Source organism: Halobacteriovorax sp. XZX-3 (genome assembly GCF_043196495.1).
GTDB lineage: Bacteria > Bdellovibrionota > Bacteriovoracia > Bacteriovoracales > Bacteriovoracaceae > Halobacteriovorax_A.
In genome coordinates this window covers 301,947-328,710 of sequence record NZ_JBEBMO010000001.1, presented here as the reverse complement: position 1 = coordinate 328,710, position 26,764 = coordinate 301,947, and the positions used below count along the sequence as shown (strand labels likewise).

At 37.5% G+C, this 26,764-nt stretch carries 16 protein-coding genes; 11 read left to right on the top strand and 5 right to left on the bottom strand.

The window, feature by feature from the left end:
- Positions 1-27 precede the first annotated feature (27 nt).
- The 3 genes from dapA to ABMA70_RS01455 are packed head-to-tail and all read left to right on the top strand — an operon-like array spanning position 28 to position 2,894.
- Entirely contained in the window at positions 28-924 is an 897-nt protein-coding gene (gene dapA, locus ABMA70_RS01465) for a 4-hydroxy-tetrahydrodipicolinate synthase (RefSeq protein WP_392991973.1), read from the top strand.
- Positions 925-929: 5 nt separating this feature from the next.
- Positions 930-1,685, top strand: coding sequence for a 2,3,4,5-tetrahydropyridine-2,6-dicarboxylate N-succinyltransferase (locus ABMA70_RS01460; RefSeq protein WP_103217568.1), 756 nt, complete (start codon positions 930-932; stop codon positions 1,683-1,685).
- Positions 1,686-1,697: 12 nt separating this feature from the next.
- A complete protein-coding gene (locus tag ABMA70_RS01455) occupies positions 1,698-2,894 on the top strand; it encodes a PLP-dependent decarboxylase (RefSeq protein ID WP_103217213.1) in 1,197 nt (398 codons plus the stop codon).
- Positions 2,895-2,903: 9 nt separating this feature from the next.
- Here the strand turns inward: ABMA70_RS01455 and ABMA70_RS01450 are convergent, their stop codons facing one another.
- A complete protein-coding gene (locus tag ABMA70_RS01450; protein WP_392991975.1) occupies positions 2,904-7,079 on the bottom strand; it encodes a hypothetical protein in 4,176 nt (1,391 codons plus the stop codon).
- A gap of 154 nt (positions 7,080-7,233) precedes the next feature.
- Here ABMA70_RS01450 and ABMA70_RS01445 point away from each other — a divergent pair, with 154 nt between their 5' ends.
- Complete coding sequence (locus ABMA70_RS01445; RefSeq protein ID WP_392991976.1) at positions 7,234-8,358, top strand: succinylglutamate desuccinylase/aspartoacylase family protein; 1,125 nt, start codon at positions 7,234-7,236, stop codon at positions 8,356-8,358.
- On the opposite strand, the gene htpX is transcribed toward ABMA70_RS01445, so the two are convergent.
- Positions 8,355-9,239, bottom strand: coding sequence for a protease HtpX (htpX, locus tag ABMA70_RS01440; protein WP_103217210.1), 885 nt, complete (start codon positions 9,237-9,239; stop codon positions 8,355-8,357). The genes ABMA70_RS01445 and htpX overlap by 4 nt on opposite strands.
- Positions 9,240-9,431: 192 nt before the next feature.
- Between htpX and ABMA70_RS01435 the strand changes: the two genes are divergently transcribed.
- From ABMA70_RS01435 to ABMA70_RS01425, 3 genes are all read left to right on the top strand, one after another.
- Entirely contained in the window at positions 9,432-10,784 is a 1,353-nt protein-coding gene (locus tag ABMA70_RS01435) for a cyclic nucleotide-gated ion channel (RefSeq protein WP_103217209.1), read from the top strand.
- A gap of 82 nt (positions 10,785-10,866) precedes the next feature.
- Entirely contained in the window at positions 10,867-12,252 is a 1,386-nt protein-coding gene (locus tag ABMA70_RS01430) for a TldD/PmbA family protein (protein ID WP_103217567.1), read from the top strand.
- A complete protein-coding gene (locus tag ABMA70_RS01425; protein WP_392991978.1) occupies positions 12,252-13,604 on the top strand; it encodes a TldD/PmbA family protein in 1,353 nt (450 codons plus the stop codon). Before ABMA70_RS01430 ends, ABMA70_RS01425 begins: the two co-directional genes overlap by 1 nt.
- Positions 13,605-13,646: 42 nt before the next feature.
- Here the strand turns inward: ABMA70_RS01425 and ABMA70_RS01420 are convergent, their stop codons facing one another.
- A complete protein-coding gene (locus tag ABMA70_RS01420) occupies positions 13,647-17,906 on the bottom strand; it encodes a hypothetical protein (RefSeq protein WP_392991980.1) in 4,260 nt (1,419 codons plus the stop codon).
- Positions 17,907-18,089: 183 nt separating this feature from the next.
- Complete coding sequence (locus ABMA70_RS01415) at positions 18,090-19,436, bottom strand: KamA family radical SAM protein (protein ID WP_392991982.1); 1,347 nt, start codon at positions 19,434-19,436, stop codon at positions 18,090-18,092.
- 83 nt (positions 19,437-19,519) lie between these two features.
- On the opposite strand from ABMA70_RS01415, the gene ABMA70_RS01410 reads away from it, so the two are divergent.
- Together ABMA70_RS01410 and ABMA70_RS01405 are read left to right on the top strand one after the other, a co-directional pair.
- On the top strand, positions 19,520-21,721 hold the full coding sequence (locus ABMA70_RS01410) for a penicillin acylase family protein (RefSeq protein ID WP_392991984.1): 2,202 nt from the start codon (positions 19,520-19,522) through the stop codon (positions 21,719-21,721).
- A 75-nt stretch (positions 21,722-21,796) separates the two neighbouring features.
- Positions 21,797-23,401, top strand: a complete 1,605-nt coding sequence (locus ABMA70_RS01405) for a hypothetical protein (protein ID WP_392991986.1) — start codon at positions 21,797-21,799, stop codon at positions 23,399-23,401.
- Positions 23,402-23,439: 38 nt separating this feature from the next.
- Here ABMA70_RS01405 and ABMA70_RS01400 read toward each other — a convergent pair whose 3' ends face one another.
- Entirely contained in the window at positions 23,440-24,801 is a 1,362-nt protein-coding gene (locus ABMA70_RS01400; RefSeq protein ID WP_392991987.1) for a S8 family serine peptidase, read from the bottom strand.
- 153 nt (positions 24,802-24,954) lie between these two features.
- Between ABMA70_RS01400 and ABMA70_RS01395 the strand changes: the two genes are divergently transcribed.
- Together ABMA70_RS01395 and ABMA70_RS01390 are read left to right on the top strand one after the other, a co-directional pair.
- Positions 24,955-25,926 carry a 2-hydroxyacid dehydrogenase gene (locus tag ABMA70_RS01395; protein WP_392991989.1) on the top strand — a complete coding sequence of 324 codons (972 nt, stop codon included), beginning with the start codon at positions 24,955-24,957 and terminating at the stop codon, positions 25,924-25,926.
- Positions 25,927-26,012: 86 nt separating this feature from the next.
- On the top strand, positions 26,013-26,693 hold the full coding sequence (locus ABMA70_RS01390; RefSeq protein ID WP_158246814.1) for a response regulator transcription factor: 681 nt from the start codon (positions 26,013-26,015) through the stop codon (positions 26,691-26,693).
- Positions 26,694-26,764 lie beyond the last annotated feature (71 nt).

The following is a 26,764-nucleotide window of genomic DNA, read 5'->3' as shown; positions in this document are numbered from 1 at the left end:
AAGAAACTAATTTAAGGAGCTATATAAATGGCAAATCACGACTATATAAATTCAACGCCCCTTTGGACGGCAGTAATCACTCCCCTTAACGCTGATTTAACGATTGATCTGGACTCACTTGAGTCTATTTTAAGAGAACAAGAAAAAGCAGGAAATGGGATTCTAATCTTAGGCTCTACAGGTGAGGCCTTAAATCTAAATCTTGAAGAAAGAAAAAATATTCTAAACTTCGTTATTGATCTTGGTTTAAAAGTTCCATTAATGTGTGGGGTTGGCGGTATCAACTTAACTGAAACATGTGAATGGGTATCATACCTTGATGGCCTAGCAATCGATGCTTATTTGATGGTTACTCCTTTATATGCAAAGCCAGGAGCAGAAGGACAATATGAATGGTTTAAGGCCCTAATGGATGTTTCAAACAAACCTGTAATGCTTTACAATGTTCCTTCTCGTGCTGGAATTGAGCTCTCATTTGAGGCCGTAAAACGCCTTAATAAGCATAAGCAATTTTGGGCAATAAAAGAAGCAAGTGGAAGCCCTGAGAAATTTGCAAAATATGTCGAAGCAGCTGGTGAGTTAGGTCGAGTCTATAGTGGTGATGATGGAATGCTTCCAGAATTTGCACCTCTAGGGGCCAAAGGTCTCGTTTCAGTCGCTTCAAATCCATGGCCGGCCCAAACTCATGCATACACGGTTGCTTGCTTAGGTGGCGAATTAAGTGAAGAAGAAACTAAAATGTGGGTCGAATCGAGCAACTCAATGTTTGTTGCTTCAAATCCAGTTCCTGCAAAATGGCTTATGAAAGAGAATGGGCAAATTAAAGATGCAAGTCTTCGACCGCCACTTTCAATCAAAGATATGAAATTAGAAGCTAATGTTTTAAATGCAAATAAGAAAATTAATGAATGGAGAAAAGCATAATGACAATGACTGTAGATGAAATCCTTTTAGGACTTGAGAGTGGAACTTTAAGATCAGCTTCTAAAGTTGATGGTAAGTGGGTTGCGAACACTGAAGTAAAACAAATGATCCTTGAGGTTTTTAAAGCTGGAAAAAATGTTGAACAATCTGAATTTGGCTGGCCAGGCTTTGTCGACAAACACAATATTCCAGCACAAAAATTTAGTGTAGACCGTGGTGTTCGTATGGTTCCAGGTGGATCAAGTGTACGTCGTGGAGCGTATGTTTCTAGTGGTGTTATTATCATGCCTCCTGCATATATAAATATCGGTGCTTATGTTGATGAAGGAACAATGGTCGATTCTCACGCTCTTGTCGGCTCATGTGCACAGATTGGTAAAAATGTTCACCTAAGTGCAGGAGTACAAATTGGTGGCGTTCTTGAGCCAATTGGCCTTGCTCCTGTAATCATCGAAGATGATGCTTTTATCGGTGCCGGTGCAGTTATCGTTGAAGGAATTCAAGTTTTAAAACGCGCTGTTATTGCTCCAGGGGTTATCTTATCAAAAGGTGTTCCGGTATATGATTGTGTTAATGAAAGAAGACTTGAACCAGGTGAGCCAATTCCAGAAGGCGCAATTGTCGTTCCAGGAACAAGACCTGTTAACGAGAAGCTTTCATGGGCAAGAGATATGGGCCTTTCAATGAACTGTGCCATGATTGTTAAATACCGTGATGAAAAATCAGATGCCTCACTTGAGCTAGAAGCATTTTTAAGATAAGGCAAATTTTTAATGGAAAAAGTTTTAACGAAGTTAACAAAGAGATTAGATTCATCATTTTATTTCTATGATTTAGATGCCCTTGAAGAGCATCTACGCTATATCACAGACAATAAGGATGAAAGTATAAAGCTTTACTATGCTTGTAAGGCCAATCCCCTGTCTTCGATTTTAAAACTTATCAGAAACCTTGGAATCGGCGTCGACGTTGCTTCCAAGGGAGAACTTACCCAAGTTGTGGCCAGTGGTGTGAAGTCTTGTGACATTATCTCTACTGGCCCAAGTAAGTCTCGTGGCTATATTAGAACTCTACTCGAGCATGAAATTAACTGTGTCGTTGTTGAAAGTATCTATCAACTAAAGTGGTTAAATGAACAAGCTAAGGAGCTAGGGATTAAGGCCCGTGCCCTTTTAAGGGTACAACTTGAATGGGACACTCAAGAAAAGTCTGTTCTTGGTGGAGATGAAATTACGGCCTTTGGACTTGATGAGGACACGTGGTCATCAATCGATTTAAATGAATACGAAAATATAGAGGCCATTGGCTTTCATGTTTTTCAATGGGGAAATATTCTTGATCCCAAAAGACTTGAAGAGGTTTGGGATAAAACCTGTGAGCGCATCAATACTCTTGCTAGCAAGATGAATATCACTCCAGAGGTCATTGATCTTGGTGGTGGCCTTGGTATTCCATATCAAAATCAAGACGCGCGAATAGATTTTAAAGATATTAATGCTGCCCTTATGCGCTTGAAAGCGAAGCATAATCTTAAGAAAATTTGGATGGAACTAGGACGCTTTGCCGTTGGTGAATGCGGGTTATATTTAAGCCAAGTCATTGATCGAAAAAATGTACGTGGCCAAGAGATTCTTGTACTTGACGGCGGAATCAATCATATCGCACGACCGGCCCTTACGGATCAGGCCTTTCCTTGCCGTGTTTTAAATGAAGATAAAAAGGCCAAAGAAACTAAGGAATTTCACGTTCACGGTCCTTTGTGCACATCTCTGGACAAGCTTGGGGTCTTTGAATTACCACAAGATTGTGACTACGGAGATTGGCTAGTTTTCACTCAATGTGGCGCTTATGGCTTTACTGAGAGTATGCCATTTTTTCTTTGTCACAATCTACCGGCGGAAGTTGTTTCATACAAAGGAGACGTTATGATTCCCAGAACAATTAAAACAAGTGCCGATTGGGTTGAATAATCTACCAAATTATAAAGTATTTAAAATTGGAATATTTTCCAGTTGAATATTAGGCGGGGCCATTTGTCTAAGCTGCGCAGGAGTAAGTCTTGGAACTCCTCTACCTGGGCCATTAGAGCTTTCAGAAGCACAACTTTCTCCATCACACTCATTTACGACATACTCTGCCTTACCTTCATTTAACCCTGTAATAAATAGTTTTGGATCACTGAAGTTTTCAGTTGTAACTAATTTAAAGTCACCTTCTGTGGCCTTACACTCAACAGAGACAATATAGGCATAGTCATAAGACGATAACTCATATTCTTTACCATTCTCTAGTGAAGAATTAAGTGTGCTAACTTTCTCTTTGCGATTACCATCTTCATCTTCTTCAAAATATGTCTTTTTAAGCTTACAAGCACTAACCTTTGTCGCTTCAAAAGTTACAGAAATAGCAGGTTTCGAACCATTGAAATCAATATTAATATCTGCATCTGTACTTGCCGGTGCTGCTGGAGGTTCAGGTTGAGCTTCATCAGTAGGCTCTGTTGCTGCTGGTGGATCTGGCTCATTAATATCTAGCTCGTGCTGAGTATCCTCACCGCCACCTAAATATTCCTCAACTACTGTAGCAATAGTCGCTTCAATCGCACTTGAGCCTTGAGCAGCGTGAACACCGGCCAGTCTAACACCTGGGTTTGCAAGTAATCCAGGTCTCACTGATCCATTAGAACCAGAAGTTAATCTAGGTGCATTTACCTGATTCGTAATATCTGTAAACTCACCTTCAATTGTAATTCCATCATTAACAGCTGTCTTAGTGTCACTAGCTGTCTTTGCATCACTTGCTTTTTTATTAGCGGCCTTAATTAGCTCTATCTTATCATCTGTTCTGGCAATTGTATGGGCCAATTGTCTGGCCTTATCAACAATACGTTGTCCTGTTTCCTTTATTAGGCTTCCCGGATTTGTTGGAACAGGAAGATTAGCTTGAGTCGGAGCAGGAAGTCCGAGGGCCTTCTCTCCAGCAATTGCTCCTTGCGGAGTCCCATGTGGAGCGCGAGCTGGTCTTGTAATAAGAGCATTTGAGGTAGTTGATGCTATTTGCGGCGTCGTAGGCTTACCTGAGCTTACCGCCTGTCTTAGAACTTCACGACGAGCAGTTGAAGCAGCACTTGGGCCACTAATTAACTTATCAATGATAGATGGATCTCTTGATGTAACAAGGTCAAGAATCCCCTGTGCTCTTTGCTCACCACCTTTAGCAACATCTTTACGATAGGCCAAAGCAAGTAAGTCCATATCACTTAGGCGCTCGCCTCGAGTAATTTTACTTTCAATATTTTGGTAAGTCGTGGCCTTTTGAAGGTCACTTAAACCAGAAAAATCATAGATTCTATCCTTAACATCATCAAGACTACGAACAGCTCCGTTCATTTGCGGAAGTTGAGTTTCTTTAAAAACAAAGTGTCTCTCTGCTCTCATTGCCTGGCCTTGAGCAGTCTTAGCATCAGAAAGAATTTTAATATTATCAATATCAATACCAAACTTAAGGACAACACCCTTATCAGTTACTGTTCCTAGTCCTGAATCAATGATGGCCTGATAATTATCAGAACCTTTATTGATAATTAGACCACTTCCATCCTCAAGTAGCTTTCCTTCTTTTAAAGTTTCCATACGCTTTCCTAAACGCGTATAGAAAACAACATTTGGGTTAGCGGCTTCATCAAATCCATTAATATAGCTTCTCACCTCTGGAATAAGCTTATCAGATAAGAATCTTGCATTAGTTAATTTACCACCAGATTGGTTTTCAAGTCTTCTTAGCATCGCTGGAACTTGTGACTGATCATCAACAACAGCAACGGCCCTACTCGTCGTCGTTGGTGCCGGAAGTCCAAGAACCTTAGGTGGAGGTAGTGCTATAACAGATTGAGACTTTGGTGCGTTCAGCAATGTTTTAGTATTTAAGATTCCAATTGGTGCAGGAGATACATTTGTCGTTGTTGTCGCGACCTGTGTACCTTTAGCTGTTTTAGCGATAGCTGCACCAGTCGTAGAACCTGCACTTCGGCCAGCTCTTGTTGCACTCAGGGCATCAGCACCATATCTTGCTACAGCTACACCATCGGTTGCAACACTAACAAGTGATAAACCAACGGCAATCTGACCACTAAGTTTTTGAGACTCAGCAGCTGCAATGGCCTCAATATTTTCTTCAGTTGAAGAAAGGCCAAGAGAGTGTTTTGTATCAGTTGTATCAAGCTGTTTATTAGCATCATTAATTTCTCTTACACCTACGGCCGCCTCACCAACAATTAGTGCAGAACTCGCTGAAGCAAGTGCAATCCCCACTGGGCTTCCGATTCCTGTCATGACAAGGGCGCCAGATAGCGCCATCCCTGCCCCGGCCATTGTGATATTTGCTAGCTTCCAAGTTTCATCATTGGCATAAATATCGCGCATCTGACTGCATAGGAATGATGCTTGCATATCTTGTAGGCCTGGAATTGCACGATTGTTCTTGAATGCTTGCGCAACAAGATAAGGCCTATACTTTAGTAGATCCTTTAAATCGTCATCCATATCGTTAATATCTTTTGACGAAGATGGAATCTTGTCTTCAAGATCTTCTAAGTCTTCAAGCATATTTTCACTTACAGTCTTATCTAGATCTGCAAAATCACTTGTAGAAATTGCACTTGCTGGCTTACTTGTCCCAAATAAAGAAGTTTTCTCCGCACAGTCTTTTGCAAAGTCATTTGATGGTGCATGAAATTTCGAACGAAATTCATTTGTTGCGTAATACTTTCTAAAATCAGGGTTTTCATTAGAAAAACTCATTAAATTAGAAACATAATTATTCTGTTCCGTCGCGATAAAGTCTTTATAAGCTCGAGAACTTCTTACAGTTGTACAATATGGTGTATCACCCATGTAGTAGTTTCCTACCTGAGATGAAGTTACACATGGAAATTTTGTCTTAATTTTATCACATTGATTATTGATTCCATCAAGTAGATCATTAACTTTTGATCTTAACTCTCCCTTATTAGTCTTTTTGATTTTTCCATCAGCGATGGCCTTTTTAAATTCATCTTTTGCACTATTTAGAATACCTAAAAAAGGCTCCTGTGCGAAACTTGGAGATTCCTTTAAAATTTTATCAATTGCACGATCAAGATTATTCTCACTAGCACCATCAGACTTAAGTTTATGAAGAATATAATTCTTCATTGAAAGTTCACTTCCAATTTTTAAACTATCATCTAGAAGAGATTTAATAGAAGAGTGTCTCTTAATTCGTCCAAAATCCTCAGAAAGAGTATTTAATTCAGAACTACTCACACTTTGTACTACTTGGTCATTACTACAAGCAACTTGAACAAGAGTATCACCAATATTTCTTGAACTCATAAAGAAAGTTCCAAGAGTATTATCTTCAGCTTGTGCACGGTAATCTTTTTCACAACGTGAAAGGATACCGACGCCTTTAGAAAGCCCTAGGCCAACACCCTTTTCAATACCTTCTTGATTCTCTTTTGCCTTAGCAACACTTTCTTTAATCTTAGCAATTCTATCTTTTTGTTCTAAACAAGAAGCATCGGCCATATTATCACGACAAAACTCTTCAACTTGTGAAGCAAGATCATCAAAGGCCTGCATCTTCTTTTCATCGTCTAATAATTCTTTCACAATTTGAGGAGTGGTATATTCGCTTGCAGAATTCTTACATGCGCTTGTACCAAAGTTAGAGCTACTACTTCCCTTTTGACGAGCATTAACACAAGCGCCACGCCCATCTTGACCTGGGCCAAATAGTAGAGGATTACATCTAAGCTTTAAAATTTTATTACCAAAGAAACTGGTCTCACATGAGATACTTTTTGGGATCTGACACTTACCATTTACTAGTGTAGACTTGTGTCCCGCAAGGAAGCACTCACTTGAAGCGGCGTATGCTTCTTCAATTAAGAATTGGAATGTATAACGATTTTTATACTTTCTTGCATTTTCAATTTTTTCATGAAAATCAACAATTGAATTATGATAGTACTGAAGCGTGATAAAGTTCTTATACTCTGGTTTAGTTAAATCAAGCGTATAAATACGTTGACCTACCTTAGCACTTGCAGTTGTTGATAGAACTACTGCTAGAACTAGAAAAGCTGAATATAAAAGTCGACTTATTTTTATCATCGCTACCTTATCGTCTGGCCATCAGAAATTACTTAATTATTATTTAAATTTTGATTAATTCAAACAACTTACAGGTTTTCATGTATAATTAGATGGTTATCTGTCAAATTTCGAAAATTTAGTGACTTATAAATGAGGCACTAGGGAGTTGAGCATGTCTAATTGGAAACTAGAAAAAAGCACAATTGCAATTGATGAAACAAACCACGCCCAGTACCAAATTCATATCTACGATTTAATACCTGATAAAATTGATGAGAGTGTGCCAACAATCTATATCCAAGCAAATGTTCATGGAGCTGAGCTACAAGGGAATATGGCAATATTCAAACTCTTAAACCTTTTAGAAGACGAAGAGATAAATGCAAGAATTAGGATGATTCCTAATGCAAACCCATATGCGACATCAGTAAAGATGGGAACCTATACTTATGGACGCTTTAACCCTATTACAGGAGATAATTGGAATCGAATGTATCTAAACCTCTTTGCTCAAAAAGAGGGACAAGGATTCATAAGTGAAGAAGAAATTAAGGCCTGTGAAAATAAGCAGGCTTATAAGGAACTTCTTAAAAGTAAATTTTCTGAATATAGAAGTTATCACAAGGCCTATGGAATCGATGAAAATAAGCAGCTCTTTATTACTCTTCAAGAATTAGCAAGTGATGCGGATATAGTCCTCGATCTTCACACAGCAGGTGTTGGTTGTCGCTATATCTACGGGCCAGATTATCTTAAAGAGAAAATGGCCGACTTTAATTTCCCTTTCCATCTCGTTATACCTCCTGAGTTTGGAGGAGCAATGGATGAGGCGTGCTTTTTTCCATGGGTAAAGTTTCATGAGGTTCATCAAAGTCAAAATGCTTTTGAATCCTACACACTAGAGTTAGGCAGTGAGGAAGTTATAGATTCTAAGGCCGGCCAAATAGATGCGATCAATATTTACAATTACCTTGTAAAGAGAGGTGTTATTGCTTCTGACCAAATCAACACAAAAGAGAATACACAATACTTCTGCGAATTAAAGAATTACAAGGGCTTCTTTTCACCAAGTGCAGGCTTTATTGAGTATCACAAAGCTCCTGGAGAAAAGTTTAAGAAGGGTGAAAAGATCATGAGTGTCTATCACTTTGATAAACTTGAAAGCTTAGAAGAGGTTATCTCCCCTATCATTGCACCATGTGATGGTATTGTCATTAATCATGCCCCAAGTTCAAATGTGAAAAGGGGCATGAGTATATTAGAAGCTTTTACGAATTTTACGTTAAAGGAATCTTAAAGGCCTGTCTGTAGTGCGCGAATACGCTTATCAAGGCTTGGGTGAGAGCTAAAAAGCTCAGCAAAAGATGGCCCACTCGAAATCTTAAAAGCTGTAAGATTTGGATCTGAGTTATCAACCATTTTTGTACTCTGCTGAAGTTTTTGAAGAGCTGCAACCATTTTCTCACGGCCAGCTAATTTCGCGCTTCCTGCATCTGCTCTATATTCACGAAAGCGTGAAAACCACATTGTAATAGGCATAGCAAGTAGGCCAAAAATAATATCGAGAACAAAGACAAGCGCCATATGGGCAAAAGGCCCAAGTCCTGGTCCCTCTTCGTCATCAGAGCGAAGTGCATTTGAGATAACCATGGCCCCAATTCGCGATAAGATCATGACAAAAGCGTTTACCACACCTTGAACAAGTGCCATTGTCACCATATCACCATTTGCAATGTGAGCGACTTCGTGGCCAATTACACCTTCTGCCTCATCACGGCTCATTGTATGAAGCAGACCTGCAGAAACCGCAACCATTGAATTATTACGGCTTGGCCCTGTAGCAAAAGCATTTACTTCATTTGAGTTATAAATATAAACTTCAGGGTTCTTAATTCCACTAGCGCGCGCATATTGATGAACTGCTTGAGCAACCCATCCATAATTAGGATCATTTGGAGAGATCTCAGTCATGCGATAGGCCATTTTTGCCATGAATTTAGAAAGGGCCAAAGATATAAAAGACCCACCAAGTCCCCAAACAGCACAGATGATGATCAGGGAATTATAATTCATCCCCGCTTCAGTCATATAGCCGCGGATACCAAGTAAATTAAGAACGATACCGATTGTGGCAACGACCAGTATGTTTGTAAGTAAAAATAAACCAATTCTTAGCATTTTAGATTAACTCCTAAAAAATAATATTCTCAATATGATAGAGATTAATCGTAAATTTGGTCAATAAGACGAATTATTGTTTACAAAAAATTAACAATTCAAAGTAATAAACCAGAAAGGCCTAAAGAAATATAATAAATAACCGACTATTTAATAAGGAACTGTTAACGATTTTCATTTAAAAAGAGCAAAATGATCAACAATAAACACATTACAAGAAAAGAAATTTTATGGAATGCGATCATTTTTGCAGCAGTTATCTTTACCGCCATCGAAGCGCCGTTTTCATTTATCTTTCAAACTAAAATTCAACAGTGGCAACTCTTTTGTGACTTTGCAGTATCCTCACTATTTGTTTGTGACTTGATTATTAGAATTCGTAAGAAGAGATCGCAGAATATGAGCTTTACGTCTAAGGCCCATAAGAATAAGTGGTATGCACTAATAGGGATCGATTTAATCGCCTCTATACCCTATGATATTTTAAGTTACGCATTTGGCTTTCATGCCTTTACTTATTTTAGGCTCTTTCGCCTAGTGCGAATTGCACGTCTCTTTGAGATGGTTTCAAATCTGGCCTTTGTTCCTAAGATGATTAAATTCACAGCTGTACTTACACTCTTTATGGTTGCTGTACACTGGATTAGTCTGTGCTGGATTATGATCACTCCTATTGACCAGTCTCTTGTACAAGATCGTGCAACTCACTATATCACTGCCATGTATTGGACAGTAACGACACTGACAACGATTGGGTATGGAGATATTACGCCAACAACTAATGAAGGACGTCTCTTTACCATGGTTATTATGATCTTAGGCGTTGGTGTCTACGGTTTTGTTATTGGTACAGTCAACAAGATGGTCCAAGATGGTGAGCGCTATAAGCAGCAAAACCGTGAAAAAATGCATGATCTAGTTAGTTTTATGAAGCATTACAACGTTCCTGAACGTCTTCAGCAAAATGTTTATAGTTACTACAATCACCTTGTCACAAAAAGATTAACTGAAAATGATAATAAGATTATTAATGAACTGCCTCAAGCACTTCAAGGAGAGCTTACAGTTTATATGAATATAAAACTTATTCGTAATCTACCTATCTTTAAAACACTAAGTTCAAGTTGCTTAAAAGAAGTGGCCGCGGCCCTTGAGCAAAAATACTATGGCCCAGGCCAAACAATAATCAATATTGGTGAAACTGGACACGAAATGTACCTTATTGGTCACGGAAGTGTTGAGGTTATCCTGAGTGATGGAAATGTTGTTGCAACTCTTCACGAAGGCCAGTTCTTTGGAGAGAGTGCTCTTTTACACGACACCAAGCGAAACGCTAATGTTCGCGCTATTGGTTATTGTGAGCTTTATAGACTTGATAAAGATCAATTTGATGAAATCACAACTCGTCATAATGACCTACTCGTTAGTATCACAAGTTTAACAACTCGCCGTTCCACAGATCGTTCAGAGCGTCACAGTCCAAGCGTGAAACGTGTTCAGCAAAAGCTTAAGGATCAGGAAAAAAACGAACCAGAAGCAGCTTAAATTCAACTCAAAAACGCTTGTTGCCTTTTAATCACCCCCATTCTTTGTTAAGATATTCTAATATTTTGGAGGAAACACAATGATGTTAGATAGTACAATTGCAAAGGAAGTTATCGACTACGCACTTCTTCGCGGCGCTGACTTTGCAGAAATTTTTGTCGATCGCCAAACGTTTGAATCAATCAGCATTAAGAGTTCGAATGTTGAAAATATTGAAAACGGAATTAACTTCGGAATTGGTATCCGTTTATTTTATGGAACAAAAGTTCTCTACGGTTATACAAATTCAACAAATAAAGAAGAACTACTCGATATTGTTTCATCTTTAAGTGCAAAAGATCTTCGTGATCCTCTCGTTACTGCAACAAATTTTAATTTTGAGAAACCAATTCAAAATCACTTTGTTCAAACTGGACTTAAAAACAATATTTCTCTTGATCAAAAAATTCCACTTCTACTTGAAATTGATCGCCTGACTCGTGGGACAACAGATAAGATCACACAAGTTCCAATTGGAACAAGTCAACGCTTCCAAGAGGTTGAAATTTTCAACTCCGAAGGACTTCACGTAACAGATGAGAGAAACTATGTACGCCTTAGAGCGTCTTGTATTGCATCAGACGGAACGATTCAAGATAGTGCAGGATACTCTCCAGGAGCGATGCTTGGGTGGGAGTTCATTCAAGGTCAAGACCCTAAGTATATTTCGGAAAAACTGGCAAAAGAAGTTTTAACTAAGCTTAAGGCAAAGCCATGTCCAGCTGGGAAAATGCCAGTAGTTATTGATAATGGTTTTGGTGGCGTTATCTTCCACGAAGCTTGTGGTCACTTACTAGAAACTACTTCAGTTGCTAAAAAAGCTTCTGTTTTCTGGGATAAGATGGATCAAATGATTGCCTCTAGTGTAGTTAGTGCCGTTGATGATGGTACTAATCAAAACTACTGGGGTTCAATCAATATCGATGATGAAGGAATGAAGACACAAAAGACTCAACTTATTAAAGACGGTAAGCTTACAAGCTTTATGGTTGATAAGATGGGTTCAATGAAGACTGGTTTTGAGCGTACTGGTTCTGGACGTCGTGAAAACTATAAATATGCACCAACTTCACGTATGAGAAATACTTATATTGAAGCGGGTAAGGATAAGTTTGAAGATATGATCGCTTCAATTGATCACGGTATCTACTGTGCTCAAATGGGTGGTGGTTCAGTAAGTCCTGGTACAGGTGAATTTAACTTCTCTGTTATCGAAGGTTACGAGATTAAGAATGGAAAGATTGGAGATCCTGTAAAAGGGGCCACTCTAATTGGAACAGGCCCAGATGCTTTAAAGCAAATATCAATGGTTTCAGATAATCTTGATTTTGCGGCCGGTGTTTGTGGTTCAATTTCAGGTGGAGTAAACACAACAGTTGGACAACCTGCCCTGAAAGTTGATGAAATTCTTGTGGGTGGAGGTAAATAATGAGTAAGAATAAAACAGAGCTACAAAAAGACTATATTAACCGCACCCTTAATATGGCAAAGGATATGGGAATCGATAACGTTGACGTTATCATCTCAGGATCTGAGTCATTTTCACTTAAGGCCGAACAAGGTGAACTAAGTGAATATAAGAAGTCAAATACTGGAGCTCTTGGAGTACGTGTTGTAAAGGATCAAAGAATCGGACTAAGTTTTACAGAGGACTTAAGTGACGAAGCGATTCGCACAACCTTATACAATGCTTCTCAAAACTCAAAGTTCTCAAAGATAGATGAGCACCAAATAATCGAAGAAGGAATCTCTCTCGATGACGCTAATCCTAGTGTGAATATCGCTCACACACCAGATGCAAATGATATGATTGAAAAGTCTCTCTATCTAGAATCAGAAGTAAGGCGTCGTGATGAAAATTGCCAAAGTGCTCCTTATAACGGGATTGCAGAAGGTGTTTCAAACTTTGCCATTGGTAACTCAAAAGGTGTTCTTTGTACTCATCAATCAAAGGCATACACAGCATATACTTCGGCCCTTGTTAAAAAGGGAGATAAAAATGCTATGCACTACCTAGCAGATACCAAGAGAGACTTTAGGGATCTTGACTATGATAAGGTCATCAATGGCTCGCTAGAAGTAGCTAATAATTTCATCGATGCTAAACAAATTAAAACTGGTGACTATGACGTAAATTTTGAAATTGATTTATTTGATAATATTCTTTCAAGCTTTATGCTTCTATTTAGTGCACGTGCGGCCATCGATAAGTCAAATCCATGGCGTGACAAGCTAGGAGAATTAGTTGCTGACTCTCGCCTAACATTTAAAGACGACCCTTTCTACGTTGGTGGTTATAGTGTTTGTCCATTTGATGGAGAGGGAAAAAAGAAACAAGTAAATACTCTTTTAGAAAATGGTAAACTTGCCCAGTTTCTACACAATAGTGCCACAGCAAAAGAACTAGGTCTTGCCAATAACTTCTGTGCCACTCGTGGAGCGAAGTCTGCACTAGGAGCAACGACTTCAAACTTCATCATTGAAGCTGGTACAAATACAAAAGACGAATTTAATTCTAGACGTTATGTCGAAATCCTAACAGCTCAGGGCCTTCACAGTGGGATTAGACCAATTAGTGGTGAATTCTCACTAGGTGTAAGTGGGCGTGTATGGAATAACGGTGAAATTGAAGGTTATTTTAAAGATGTAACAGTTAGTGGAAACTTCTTTAAAATGCTAAGTGAAATTGAGCTAATTGGTGACAAGCTTGAAGAATCGAGTGACCACTCATTCTTTACACCAAAAATTCTTTTCAAAGATTTAATGATTGCAGGATCATAATACTGAAAGATTAAAAAAGAAGGCCGCTTATCGCGGCCTTTTTTATTTGAGCATTTTTGGAAATGCAGATTCTTGATAGCGTTGAGAAATCAGTTCAAATAGGGTTACACCTTCACGCTCCCACTCCTTATCATCTCTTTGAAAAAGGTTTTGGCGCTGGCGCTTATCTTTAATATTTGAAATATAATTTTTAAGTTGGCCTGCAGTCATCTTTTGATCACCAAGCATAACCATCGCACCATCATCCATATCAAAAAGTCCGTCAGTCTCATCAAGGTTATCAAATGAAATTGCAGCAATTGATCCATCAGCTCCGATACCATCCGTTCCAGCGCCACCTGAACCATTTAGGCCATCGCCACCACTTCCAGCTCCATATCCTTTTGCTGCGCGTGCGTTCTTAGAGTTTGAAGAGAGTGCATCTGGATTGATTTCCCCTTGAGTATAACCTTCACCAGATAGACTTCCATCACCACGGCCCTGATTGGCCATACGATTTTTAATACGAGATGCCGCTGAACTTCCTAGAGTTGAATTAAGGAAAGAATCTGTAAGTGAAGAAAGGTTTGAGTTATGCTCAGCACTTCTTTTATCTGCAATTCTTTGAAGAGAAGCAAATTCACCACTCTTACCACGTTTTGCAAGGGTGTCTTTCATTAGTTGTGTATCTTTACGTCTCTTAGCATTGCGATCAAGCTGCTTTCTAATACCATTACTTAAACGAGAAATAGCTGAGTTAGTTGAATTTCCACCTGTTTGAAGTTTTCCACTAACTGTCGAATCAAGAGTCTTTTCACCCTTAAGTGCATCAGCAAATTTAACGCCTGCAGTACTAAAACCACCTAACCAATTTGTAAACTGGCCAAATCCATTATTTAATTGAACATCTGGAATACCACGGTGTGTTTGCTTGCGCTCAACATTAGTGGAAGCATTAATACCGTCGTTAACAGTATGATAGTAATTATGCATTTTTAAAGCATATGCTGCCGTTCCAGAAAGATTTGCTAGTGTTTGTCCCATGAAATTATTAAGTTTTGCAATTAACATTTCAAAGTACGGAATAAGACCAGGTGTTATATAGTAGTCAAGACGACTCACCTTTGGCGCATAAAAATGGTAACGATAAGCATATTGGGCAAATTCATCGGCCATTCTTCTACGGTCTTCAGTTTCTTTTTCATCACCATTATCTTCTGAAACAAGAGTCGATAAGAAATAGCCTCTTGCATGGTCACGATAGAAATTTGTGATTCGATCATTAAACACATAGTAATTGTGGATATCATTCTTTCCAGCATTAAATGGAATCTTTGTGCGTGAAGTATAATTTGTCGAATACAGGCTCGACATATCTGGTAAGAACGGATCTAGTAGTTTAAGTGCAACACTTCCCTCTTTTTTAGCATAAGTATTTCTCGTACAAGCACCTGCAGCAAGTTCCTTATTACAGACATCATTATTCTGGGAGTGAAAACTCATACATTTAATCTTGTATTTTCGGCCGACTGGAACGCGTGCAATCTTCCAAGTCGAGCTGGTTCTAGGTCCACAAATATTTTCTGGCCCTCTTTCAGGGTCAAGATCAACATCGTAGTCACTACCAAATAGTATCCCACCTGTTGTGATATTTACGAGATTTCCAATAAGGCTATTTTTATGGAGTCCAAAGAACTTCATTAGCTTCATAATCCAACATACAGGATAGAGACACTTCTTACCAAGAGTGTACCTCTTTCCATTGTATTTGATGTAATTCCAATTGTATTCCTTAAGCCACTGCACAGTGTATTCAAAAAGGGCCGTACCAGCGCTAATATTTTGTAGAGTTGCATCTTCAATGGCCTTAATCTTCATCAGGGCCATATCACGTAAAAAGAGAGTAAAGTCCATACCATGGCCCTTTGCTGTCTCTTTTCTTGCATCTGTAAAAGTAACCTTACCATTTTGAACAAACTCTCCGTAACGAGAAGATTTTGTACACTCACCACTTCCAATACAAGCAGTTACTTGATCTAGGGTTTGCACAAAATAGTCTTGTTCTCTATCTCTAAGAGAATATCCATCATTTTTAACAACAGCATTTCCTAGAGAGTTTTCTTCAACAGCGGACTCACCACCAAGGGCCTCAACACCTTGCTTTTCTTTTTCTGTGATTGTTTGCATATAGTCTTTATCAGAAACCTTCTTACAGTTTCCACCAGTCTCATCACAAACTTCTTTTTCATTATTTAAAACGTAAGTGTCATACTTTCCTAACCCATTACAATTAGCAAGGTAATTGGCCTCAACATCTGGCTGAAGCCAGTCTTCTGGACTCATCGGCCCTACAGTATCAACACAACGACACATCATCTCAAGAGATCTTTTCTTTAAAACAGAATAGAGCTTAAATTGAGAGTGCTTATACTTAATGGCCTCAAAACGAACCACATCGCGAATATTATAGCGTCCAGCACCAGACTTAGGATCATTGCCATCAAAAGTTTCAAGAAACTTTGCATCGTCTTTCATGTAGTAATTTACAATATTATTACGTGCTTCTGGTGTAAGCTTTCCGTTATAGAATAAGTGAAGGAATATTTTCTTTTCATTCTTTGGTAAATCTTCAATATAATTTGTGATCTCTTTTAAGGCCTCTTCACCCACAGTGTAATCAAATTCATCCCACAGCGGTTTACCACGTCCTACGATAGAGGGATCGAAGCGAGAAAAATTAAATCCACGCATTGAATTCGTTTGAATATTCCAATTATACGGTTGGTTGTCTGTTCCAGTATAACTTCCACTAGCAGGACGATATGTATTGTACTGAGACTTAATATGAAAGAAGTCACCTTCGTCCTTACCACCAGTAGTATAGTCCATTGCATACATCATCATCATAACTTCAAAGTAGTCATTTGACTGAGCAGATAAAAAGTCACCAAATAGATTTACACGACAAGACTTCATATCTGAGACGTAAACATCTTCAAATAGAGGTGAAGCATTTTGATGGCCATTATAAAGAGTGTAGTCAGGGTCAGTTGTCTCCTTCCCTGTCATCATTGAAATATAATTTGCCTCTACGACTCCATCATTAATAGTGATCTTAGCGTTATCAATACATTGATTAACAAGTTTCATGCGAGTGCTATGGTCTGAACCGAGAGGAGCACCCTTATTGGCACAAGAAACAATAGCATTTTGATATGGGGCCGCAAATTTATTAAAGGCATCACTTGAGTTTTGAGGATGCTTTGGATTTGCCTGCGTCTCTTCTTTAAAGTGATCTAGTAATTTAGTGGCCTCACTTGTTTTTGCAGCAACTTGTTGTTGATGAGAGTACTCTGTTGAGACACCAACGTATAGCTGCTCAAAACATTCCTTACGAGGGTAACGAGTTGGAGCATCATTATCATATACTCTTTCAGGTTTTGATAAACATGAATTGTACTCACTATCAACAGTTGCCATATATGTACTAGCTCTAGAGCTTGTGACCTGATTATTTGATAGTAAAGCACTCAATTTTGACTTAAGTGTAGAGACCTTAAATTGAATCTCTGATGAATCACCTGCATTGCCAAAGGCATGGGCACTAGGAATTAATAAATTCATCAGCTTTGAGAATGTTGGTAGAATTGGAGCACAAACTCCATTTGAGTTTTTAAATAGAGACTCACAACACTCACCGCCTTTATCAGGTCGTTGACCAACACTGAAACAACTTGAGCACTTATAATTTGCACGACATACTTTTCGAGTCTTATCACATGAATTTGAACAACATTCGCTATCTTTTGAACAAGAGTCTTTTTCAATACTACATGTATTAATATTTGTTAGACGCTTCATCTTCTTGCATGAGCCAGACTCACAAAAGTCTTCTAAAGGAGAACAAGCTTGATTTTCTTTTTTTGAAACCAGACACTTCTCATAAACATGTTTTGAATTTGAATAAAGAGGAAGTCCACATACTGTACCTTTCACACATTGATTAGTTGGTGAATAACATGGGCCACCTTTTGGAATAAATTTTGCTTCTGTATAAATTAGAAGAGATAATTCTCTAGCACGAGTGTTTACGGGCTTTTTCTTTACTTTATCAATGAGAAATTGAATATATTCATCACTAGTGCCATCAAGGTTTTCTTTCATATAAGCTTTTAAAGCTTTCTTATCGATTTCTTTTCCCTTGCCAACAATTGCCTCTAGCTTTTTCGCTTCTTCAGTAGCAAGCTTGGCCATTTCATTTGAAGCATAGGTATGAAAATTGAACAAGGTAGTGAATGTGAATAATATTATGAGACGAAACATATTTCCCTCTTAATTCCCTTAAGATTAAATTTATATATATTTTATCGGAATAATGAGTAATTTACTCAAGCAGAATATAAATGTTTAATTTTAGGTACAAAATTCGGAAAATCAATAACTTGCGTGTGCCAACTTAATGCCACACACAAGTGTAATATTAGATACTTAGCTTTTACTTAACTTTTACTTAACTTTAGCGATTGCTTCGTCAATCATGGCCTTACGAGTGGCCGCATCTTTCCATCGATCCCTAGCATCTGGTGCTAATTTATGAATCGGATCAAAATAAGTGAATAACTTATCTGGCTTAACATAAGGTGCTCGCCAAACAGAGATTCCATTTTCTTGATCATAGTACTCATAAGAAGCAACATGGCGTTTTCCACCACCTCCAGGAAGGTCACATACAAAAGTAGGAGTATTGAAACCAGCAGTCGTACCACGAACGGCCTTTTCTAGCTCTTCACCTTCAGCAAGAGTTGTTCTGAAGTGCTCACAACCAGGTACCATATCGTGCATATAAACATAATACGGCTGAATATTCATATAACCAAGCTTACGAGTTAATAGAACCATCGTATCAACATGATTATTTACGCCCTCTTGAAGTACGGCCTGGTTACGAACAAGGATGCCTTCGCTAAAAAGACGTTCCATGGCCATTTGAGACCATTTCGTAATTTCAAGTGGAGAAGAAAAGTGAGTATGAATCATCATTTGTTTTCCAAAACCCTTGGCAAGGTTATTAACCTTAATAAGCGCTTCCATCCACGCATCATCTGTTAAGATCTTTTGTGGAAAAATTGCAATCCCTTTCGTAGCATAACGAATACGACGAATATGAGGGATCTTTAATAAGTTTTCACCAATGTATTGAATCTGCTTAGGGTTAAGCATGAATGCATCCCCTCCAGAGATAACAACATCCTCAACTTTTGGGTGAGCTGCAAGGTATGCAAATACATTATCCCAATGCTTTTGATTTGCACCATATGATTCTTTTTCAACAGTCTCAGTAGAGCCACCAATAACACGAGAGCGTGTACAATAAGCACAGTAAACTGGACAAATTGTTAGAGGTAGAAAAAGTACCTTATCTGGATAGCGGTGAGTAAGCATTGGAACTGGTGAGTCGACATCTTCACTTAAAGAGTCGGCCATATGCATAGGGTGATCTTCTAGGAATTGAGATCCAATAGGAAGGAATTGCTTTCTTAAAGGACAGTTAACAGGGTCATCCCAATCAATTAATGCAAATACATATGGAGTGATACGAATATTCATTGGAGTTATATGTTGACCTTGCTTTAGGTCTTCAAAAAACTCATCTGAAATTTTATCACCAAGAACTTTTTTAACTTGGTCAATTTTTCGAATCGAATTCTTAAGTTGCCACATATGATCTGAGAACTCACCTCTAGTAACATTTTCCCAAGCAGGAATTTGTTTCCAAAAGTCATCATTTCTAAAATTTCTGTGTTCTAAATCTGGAATCTTCGAGTGATCTACGCCTTGATCAATTGTCGTCATAAAATAATCCTTGAATGTAATTTTACATATTATATCCTAAAAAATTCCTTTTTAGGAAACGCTAAACGTGTCATTATTAATATATGGAAAAACCTAATTTAGATTATACCTCAGATGTTTTAGATAATGTCACTAGACAGATTTCATGCGAGAGCGTCAACTCTTTTCTCTTCGCTCAAGGTTACTATCACGGCAAAGATCGTTTAATGCAAATGGAGATGTTGCGTCTAATCGCACAAGGTCGTTTGTGTGAGTGCATTAAAGATAGTGAGGAAACTTTTGCAATTGATAAGTATATGCGTGAGTTGGGTATTAATCACTATGCTAAAGAAGAAGTACAAAATATTGATGAAGAAACAAATAGCTTATTAACACACTATGTAGATGGGATAAATAAGGCCATTCACGAAGCTTATCCCTTTGAATTCAAAATTCTTGGCCATAAACCAAGTGCGTGGACAATAAGTGATACAATCCTAACAATTAAAGCAATGAGCTTTCTAGGACTGGCCCAAGGGCAACAGGATCTAGAGAAATTAATTATTCAATTACTACAGAACGCGCAAAAATTAGATGACAAAAATGATCAACAAACACAGGTCGAAAGAATTAAGTCACTGGCCAAAGGTGCTCTTGATACAATTACAGATAGTGAAGTTAATCTTGTTAATAAAGTTAGAATCTACAATCCACTTATTCCTGAAAGTTATAAATTTTTAAAAAACATTCCAAAGATTCAAGCTTCAAATAACTGGGTTTCAAATATGCAGGGACATGCAATACATGCCTGTGACCCGCATTTAGAATGTAATCGACTTCCTGCAATTTGGTATGAAATGAAGGCCAATATAAAAAATGTTGGTAACTTTTTTGGAATTTCTATGCCTGGTGTACCAGGATTTGTTATGGGAAGAAGTGATGATACGGCCTTTTCATTCACATACGGCTTCATGGATATGGTAGATCACTTCATAGAAGAGGTCCGTGATAATAAGTATCGATTTGAATCAAACCTATTTGATTTCAAAATAAGAAGAGATCTCATTAAAAGAAAGAAGAAAGAAGATGTCGAAATATATATGCGTGAAACTCATGCTGGCTTTCTTGAAGTCAATAGTGAGCTAGAGAGCATAACTGATGGACACTACTTATCGATGGCGTGGTCATGTCGAAAAAGAGGTGGCGCAAAAACACTAAAGGCCATCATAGATCTTCTCTACGCAAAAAATGTCGATGATTTATTCGCATGTGTTTCTAATGTGGCCATTAGCTGTAATTGGCTATTATCAGATTCAAGCGGAAATATTGGTTACCATCAATCTGGAGTACTTCCAAAGAGGGCCCATTCTGGCCTATACCCTGTTGAAGGTTATTTTAAGCAAAATATCTGGCAAGGTTATCATGAAGGCAATCAACTATATCATTACAAAAACCCTGATATTAAAATAATTGCAACTGCTAATAATCGAATTCAGCATGAGCAATTCCCAACGGCCATCAATGCGCCGATGGCATCTTATCGAAAAGATAGAATTGAAGAGCTATTGATTGGCAACAAGGATCATAACGTTGAAATGTTTAAAAAGATGCAATCTGACACATTCTCAAGACAAGCAGATCTTTATATTAACGTTTTTCATTCAGTCTTTGAAAAGAATGAGATAGGCCAACGCCTAATAAATTGGAAGCGCAACTATGATGTCGACAATTGTGAAGCAACTTTATTTGAAGATTTCTATCGCACCCTACTTAAAGACTTCTTTAGTGATCACCTTCTAGGAGAACAAGTCACAACTTATTGTATGGATGAAACGTCAATTATCGCTGACTTCTACGGTTTATTTGATCGTATTTTCCTAACAAATGATATTGACCATATTTGGTTTAAAGATAAAAAAGAAAAAGAACACTATATTCAAAAAGCACTAGAAAAAAGTCAGCACCAAGCTCCAAAGAATATGCGCTGGGGTGATAAGAATCGTTATAAGATGAAGCATATTTTATTTGATGGAAAACTCCCTGCTTTCCTAGGCTTTGATATTGATAATGTTGAAATACCAGGCAACCGATCGACCATTACCCAAGGGGCAGTCTATGAGGCCCATGGTAGGACGACTTCTTTTGTACCTTCATGGAAAATGGTTACTGACCACAATCAAGCAGACGTCTACACAGTCTTACCAGGAGGCCTAAGTGATCGCAGGTTCTCAAATAACTACAAAAGTGATGTAAGTAACTGGATTAATGGGCTTTACCGCCACAATGTCATCACGAATGGTAAGTGACTAACCTATTAATACTTGGTCTGTAAGCTTTACAGGCCAAAGCTGCTATTCAAATAAATTTGCTATAAAGAGAGAATGAAAACTCTATTTATATCGCTACTAATTGCCTCGTCACTGCCTTTAACAATTAAGGCAAAAGAATATAATAGTTTAGACTTTCAAAAGTCTGCGGCCTCATATGATAAGCAGCTTCAAGCTGCTTTGATGGACTTCGTTTATGAGACAAAAGACATTGCCTATCAAACAACTTTTACTCCACGTTATATTGTTCGCTACCACGAGAGACTGGAATTAATAGCGGCCTACGAACAACTCGACTACTTACTACATGTACATGATGAAGCAGTAGAAAAAATCACTCATCATATAAGAAAGAAGAATAACGCCAAGGCACTAGAGCTTATAAGAATTCGTACTTCCAAGTACAAAGCAATGCTGTCTCTTATGAACTACATGATGATGTCAGGAGAAAACTTTATCTCAGTCTTTTCAGATGACTTTGAAGATATAAATTACGAGTCGAAACATTTTGAAGCAGATTTCAAAGAAACAAAACGTCAATTAAGCGACTCCAATCGTGTAAATAATCAGACAGGCAGAAATCATATTTCAGCTCCTTATAATCGCTATCAACTGAGATACATTAAAGCTGCGACAATCACAGATTTTCACAATCTCGACGATGAAGTGTTAAAGCTTGCAGGTAACGATAAGGGCCTAAAGCTTCTTGTTGAAGATATTGAAAATGATATTGAAGAATCTCGCCAAGAGCTAACTTCATTTAAAAGCTTACTTAGAGAAACAAGTTGGAATGCTGGCCGCTATACAATCTTCTACAATATTAAAGAATTTATTTTAAAAAGTTTTAGCTATATTGCCCTGCCTATTAAGCATGCAATAAAAGTCGATGAGCTCAAGAAAATTTCTGAGGCAGAATTTGAACCAGGAGACGTTGGTGCAATCCAACGATATGGAAAGTTATCTAATCTCGTATTTAAAGGTAACTGGACCCATGGCCTAATGTTTATTGGAAAGTATTCTAAATTTAATAATTACTTTAAAGACGATATAGAAACAAATGAAGTTTTTGCAAAAAGGTGCGTTAGCGAATTCATGAAATGCCAGGACTATATGTCGTATTTAAAAGAGAAATATCCTGAGTCTATGAAAGAATATGAAGATAGTGAAAAACAGGGTAGGCCATATGTAACACTTGAAGGACTAAAGCCAGGTGTTGTTTTTATGGAACTAGGTCCATCAATGGCCTGGGATAATTTGGTTATTCTTCGACCTAACCTAACAAAGAAAGATAAGGCGCTTGCACTAGAGCGTACATTTAAAAGTATTGGAAAGAAGTATGATTATTCATTCAATGGAAATTCGTATTCTCGTTTCGTTTGTACGGAACTTATTCAATACTCTTATGAAACAAATCCTAATGAAGACAAGCAAGGAATTGAATGGGATGTAAACCTTGTGATGGGCAAGCCTGCAATGTATGGCTTTGATTTAGTACAAACATTCATCAATCAAATAGAAGACCCTACTCGTAAAAATCAATTAAGTCTTGTCGTCTACATGAAAGGACTTAAGAAAAAAGAGCTTGAGCAAAAGGGAAAGACACCGGATTTTGGAACGGCCAAAAGAGGAACAATACAAGAATTAAAAGAAACATTATAAGAAAAAGAAAGGCCGCTTAAAGCGGCCTTTTTTATTAATTATTTTGACATAACAAAGTTAGATGGAAGTGGAAGAATTGAGCCTTCAATATAAATAGGCTTCTTTACACCTTTTTCAAGACGAGGTGACTCCATATCTAAAACTTCATTTTTCGCTGATGCAATTGCATTATCAACTGAAACTGTTAGAGATAAAACAGCAGCACGATGTGCACGCTCAGAGTTCACAACACCAGATGTTTTTACTTTTCCAGCAAGGAAGCCTTTTACATCAACTGTTTCAAGAATAATTCTCTTTACTTGTAGCGGCGTCAGTTCAGGATTGATATCAAATACCTTACCTGCAACACCAGCAACATATGGAGCTGCTTGTGATGTTCCTGATACTTTAATGTATTTATTTCCTGGAGCACTAGAAAGAATTCCTACACCAGGAGCAGCAACATCAACCATCTTCGCACCGTAGTTAGAAAATGGAGCTAGTTGATCGTAGTCAATTGTTGCAGCGACAGAGATTTCATTATCACCTTGAATATTTGTTGGTGAAGTTGGGAAAACATCATTATCAAGGCCATCATTACCTGCTGCAAAAACGAATAATGTATTTGGAGCAGCCTGAAGCATTGATTGAGAGTTTTTAACAAGAGCACTTAGAAAGTACTTCGCATACATATCAACCGTTTCTGGATTTGGTTCTTTCTTTGAAAAAGTCTTCATTACAGTTTCAACAATCATTTTTGCTTGTGGGTAACCTGTACCAAAAGAGCCATTTGCAACACGTGCTCCATGGTCTGCGATATAGTAAGCAATTTCGTTAAATGTTGAAGTCTGTGCTTTTGCAAGTTGATCAATTCCTGCCTTAATTAGTTTTTCAACAAATCCACCTAAGAATGAATAAACAGCAATTTTTTGACCAGGAAGCTTAACCTCTGTTGGAATAAGCTTAACTGCAAGAATTTTAGCATCATCAGATTTTTCAGCAGAGATACCAGCGACGTGTGTTCCGTGCATAAAGTTTCCATACACAGTCATTCTCTTAATGAAGTCTTCGTCTTTTACAATCGTTCTTATCCAAGTAACCTCTTCTTCAGTAATTGTTCCTCTCATTGACTTCTCTTGAAGCTCAAAGAACTTAACCATGTCATCATTTAAAGTACCAAGGTACTTATAGTCGATAACTTGATTATTACTTTCTGCAAAGTTCCAACCGTAGACATCATCTTGATAACCATTACGGTCCTCATCTCGATCGTTACCAGGAATTTCTAGTTCATTAATCCATGCTTTTGGAGCAATCTGCTCATGCATCATATCTGTACCAGAATCAATAATTGCGATTGTTGCAGCACTTGTCGCACTTGATAAAAGTGCTACTGCTAATATATTTGCTAATATTTTCAAAATTTCCTCCAATGAAATATATTTTGATTAAATTTAAGCTCTATTATCTATTTTAAAATGTAGATTGCATATGTAAAATGAAGATAGCTTACAACGTCTTACATAGAACAAATACTATATAGTATAAAGAACTCAAATACAGCAGAGGAAGTCATGCGTCATTTAACGATATTTGCGACAGATGTCATCAAAGGTCCCCTATTCCAAGATTTAAAAGAACAAGGCCATACAGTTAAAATTTGGGATCGTTTAAAACATGGAACAATCACTCAAGATGACATAGTCGAAAATGCAAAGGATTGTGATGTTATTATCTCAATGCTGAGCAATAAATTTGATGCACAAACTTTAGAAAAACTTCCAAAACTTAAACTCATCTCTCAATATGCAGTTGGTTTTAATAATATAGATATTGATTACTGTAGAAAAAATAATATTGCTGTCACAAACACGCCCAATGTTCTCACAAAGGCCACGGCAGAGCTTGCGATGGCACTGATGCTTTGTAGTGCACGAAAAATTGAAGCAGCAAGACAAAATGTAATTAATAAAGAATGGCAAACATGGGAGCCAGCAGGCTTTATTGGAAAATCTTTATTTGATTTAAAACATGGAATTATTGGTGCAGGAAGAATCGGGACTCAATTTGCAAAAATGTGTAAGGGCGCATTTAACCAAGAGATTCTCTACACTGGCCCAAGCAAGAAAGATCAAATTGAAAATGAGTGCAATGCAACTTATGTTGATCTTCAAACACTTTTAAAAGAAAGTGATATCATCTCTATTCATTGTCCATATAGTCAGTCAACACATGAGCTTTTAGGTCACGATGCCTTTAAATTAATGAAGAAAGATTTAATTCTAATTAATACGGCAAGAGGTGAAATTATAAATGAAAATGCAATGTATGACTTCTTTAAAAATAATGAAGAAGCACAGGCAGGTCTTGACGTTGTTTGTAACGAGCCACTAAGTAGTAACTCTCCTTTAAGAGAACTATCCAATATCTTCATTCTTCCACATATTGGTTCAGCAAATGATGTTGCACGTTCTGATATGGCCAAGCTCATTTTTGATAATATTCAAAGCTTTGCAAATAACGAAGATTTAAAAACAAGTGTTTAAGAATTTTATATAAGGTTTACCTAAATTAAGCTGAAGATTTTTTGATATATTTATACATTATATTCATGAATATAAAGGAGTTATTCATGAAAAAAATATTAATAATCGATGACGATCAAGAAATTAGAGACCTGCTTAGGGCGCTACTAGAAAGTAATTATAATATCGTTGAAGCAAGTAATCAGGATGAGGCCATTGCGACGGCCTGGCAAGAAAAGCCAGACCTAATCCTCTTAGATATACTATTACAAAATGAATCTGGATTTGAAATTTGCTCGCAATTAAAAATGAATGATGAACTTAAAGATACACCAATTGTTTTCATTTCTTCAAAGAATAATGTGAATACAAGAGTAACTGGTTATCAACTTGGTGGCATAAACTTTATCAGTAAACCATTTGAGCCTTCAGAAGTTAAAAGCATTATTAGCACAACTCTTAAGTCTGTTAACAATGAGAATGCACTTGAAGTGATTAATTACCGCGACATTGCTCTTAATATCCCATCTCAAGAAGTTAAAATACGTGGAGAAAGAATTCATTTTACATCTTCAGAGTTCAAAATAATTCATCTACTTCTAAAAAATGAGCAAAATGTTTTGGCGAGAGAGAAAATCCTCAATCATATCGCTCCTGATAATCATAAGGTTAACGATCGCATGATTGATACTTATATAAGTTCAATTAGAAAGAAGATCAAAAATTCTAACTTTATCATCAGAAGTGTTTACGGTGAAGGTTACAAAATTCAAGAGGTATCACTGTAGGTCTTAATAGGCCTACAGACTGTTTAAATAACGTCTTACTTAATCTAAATTAAGCTAAATTTAGACGACTT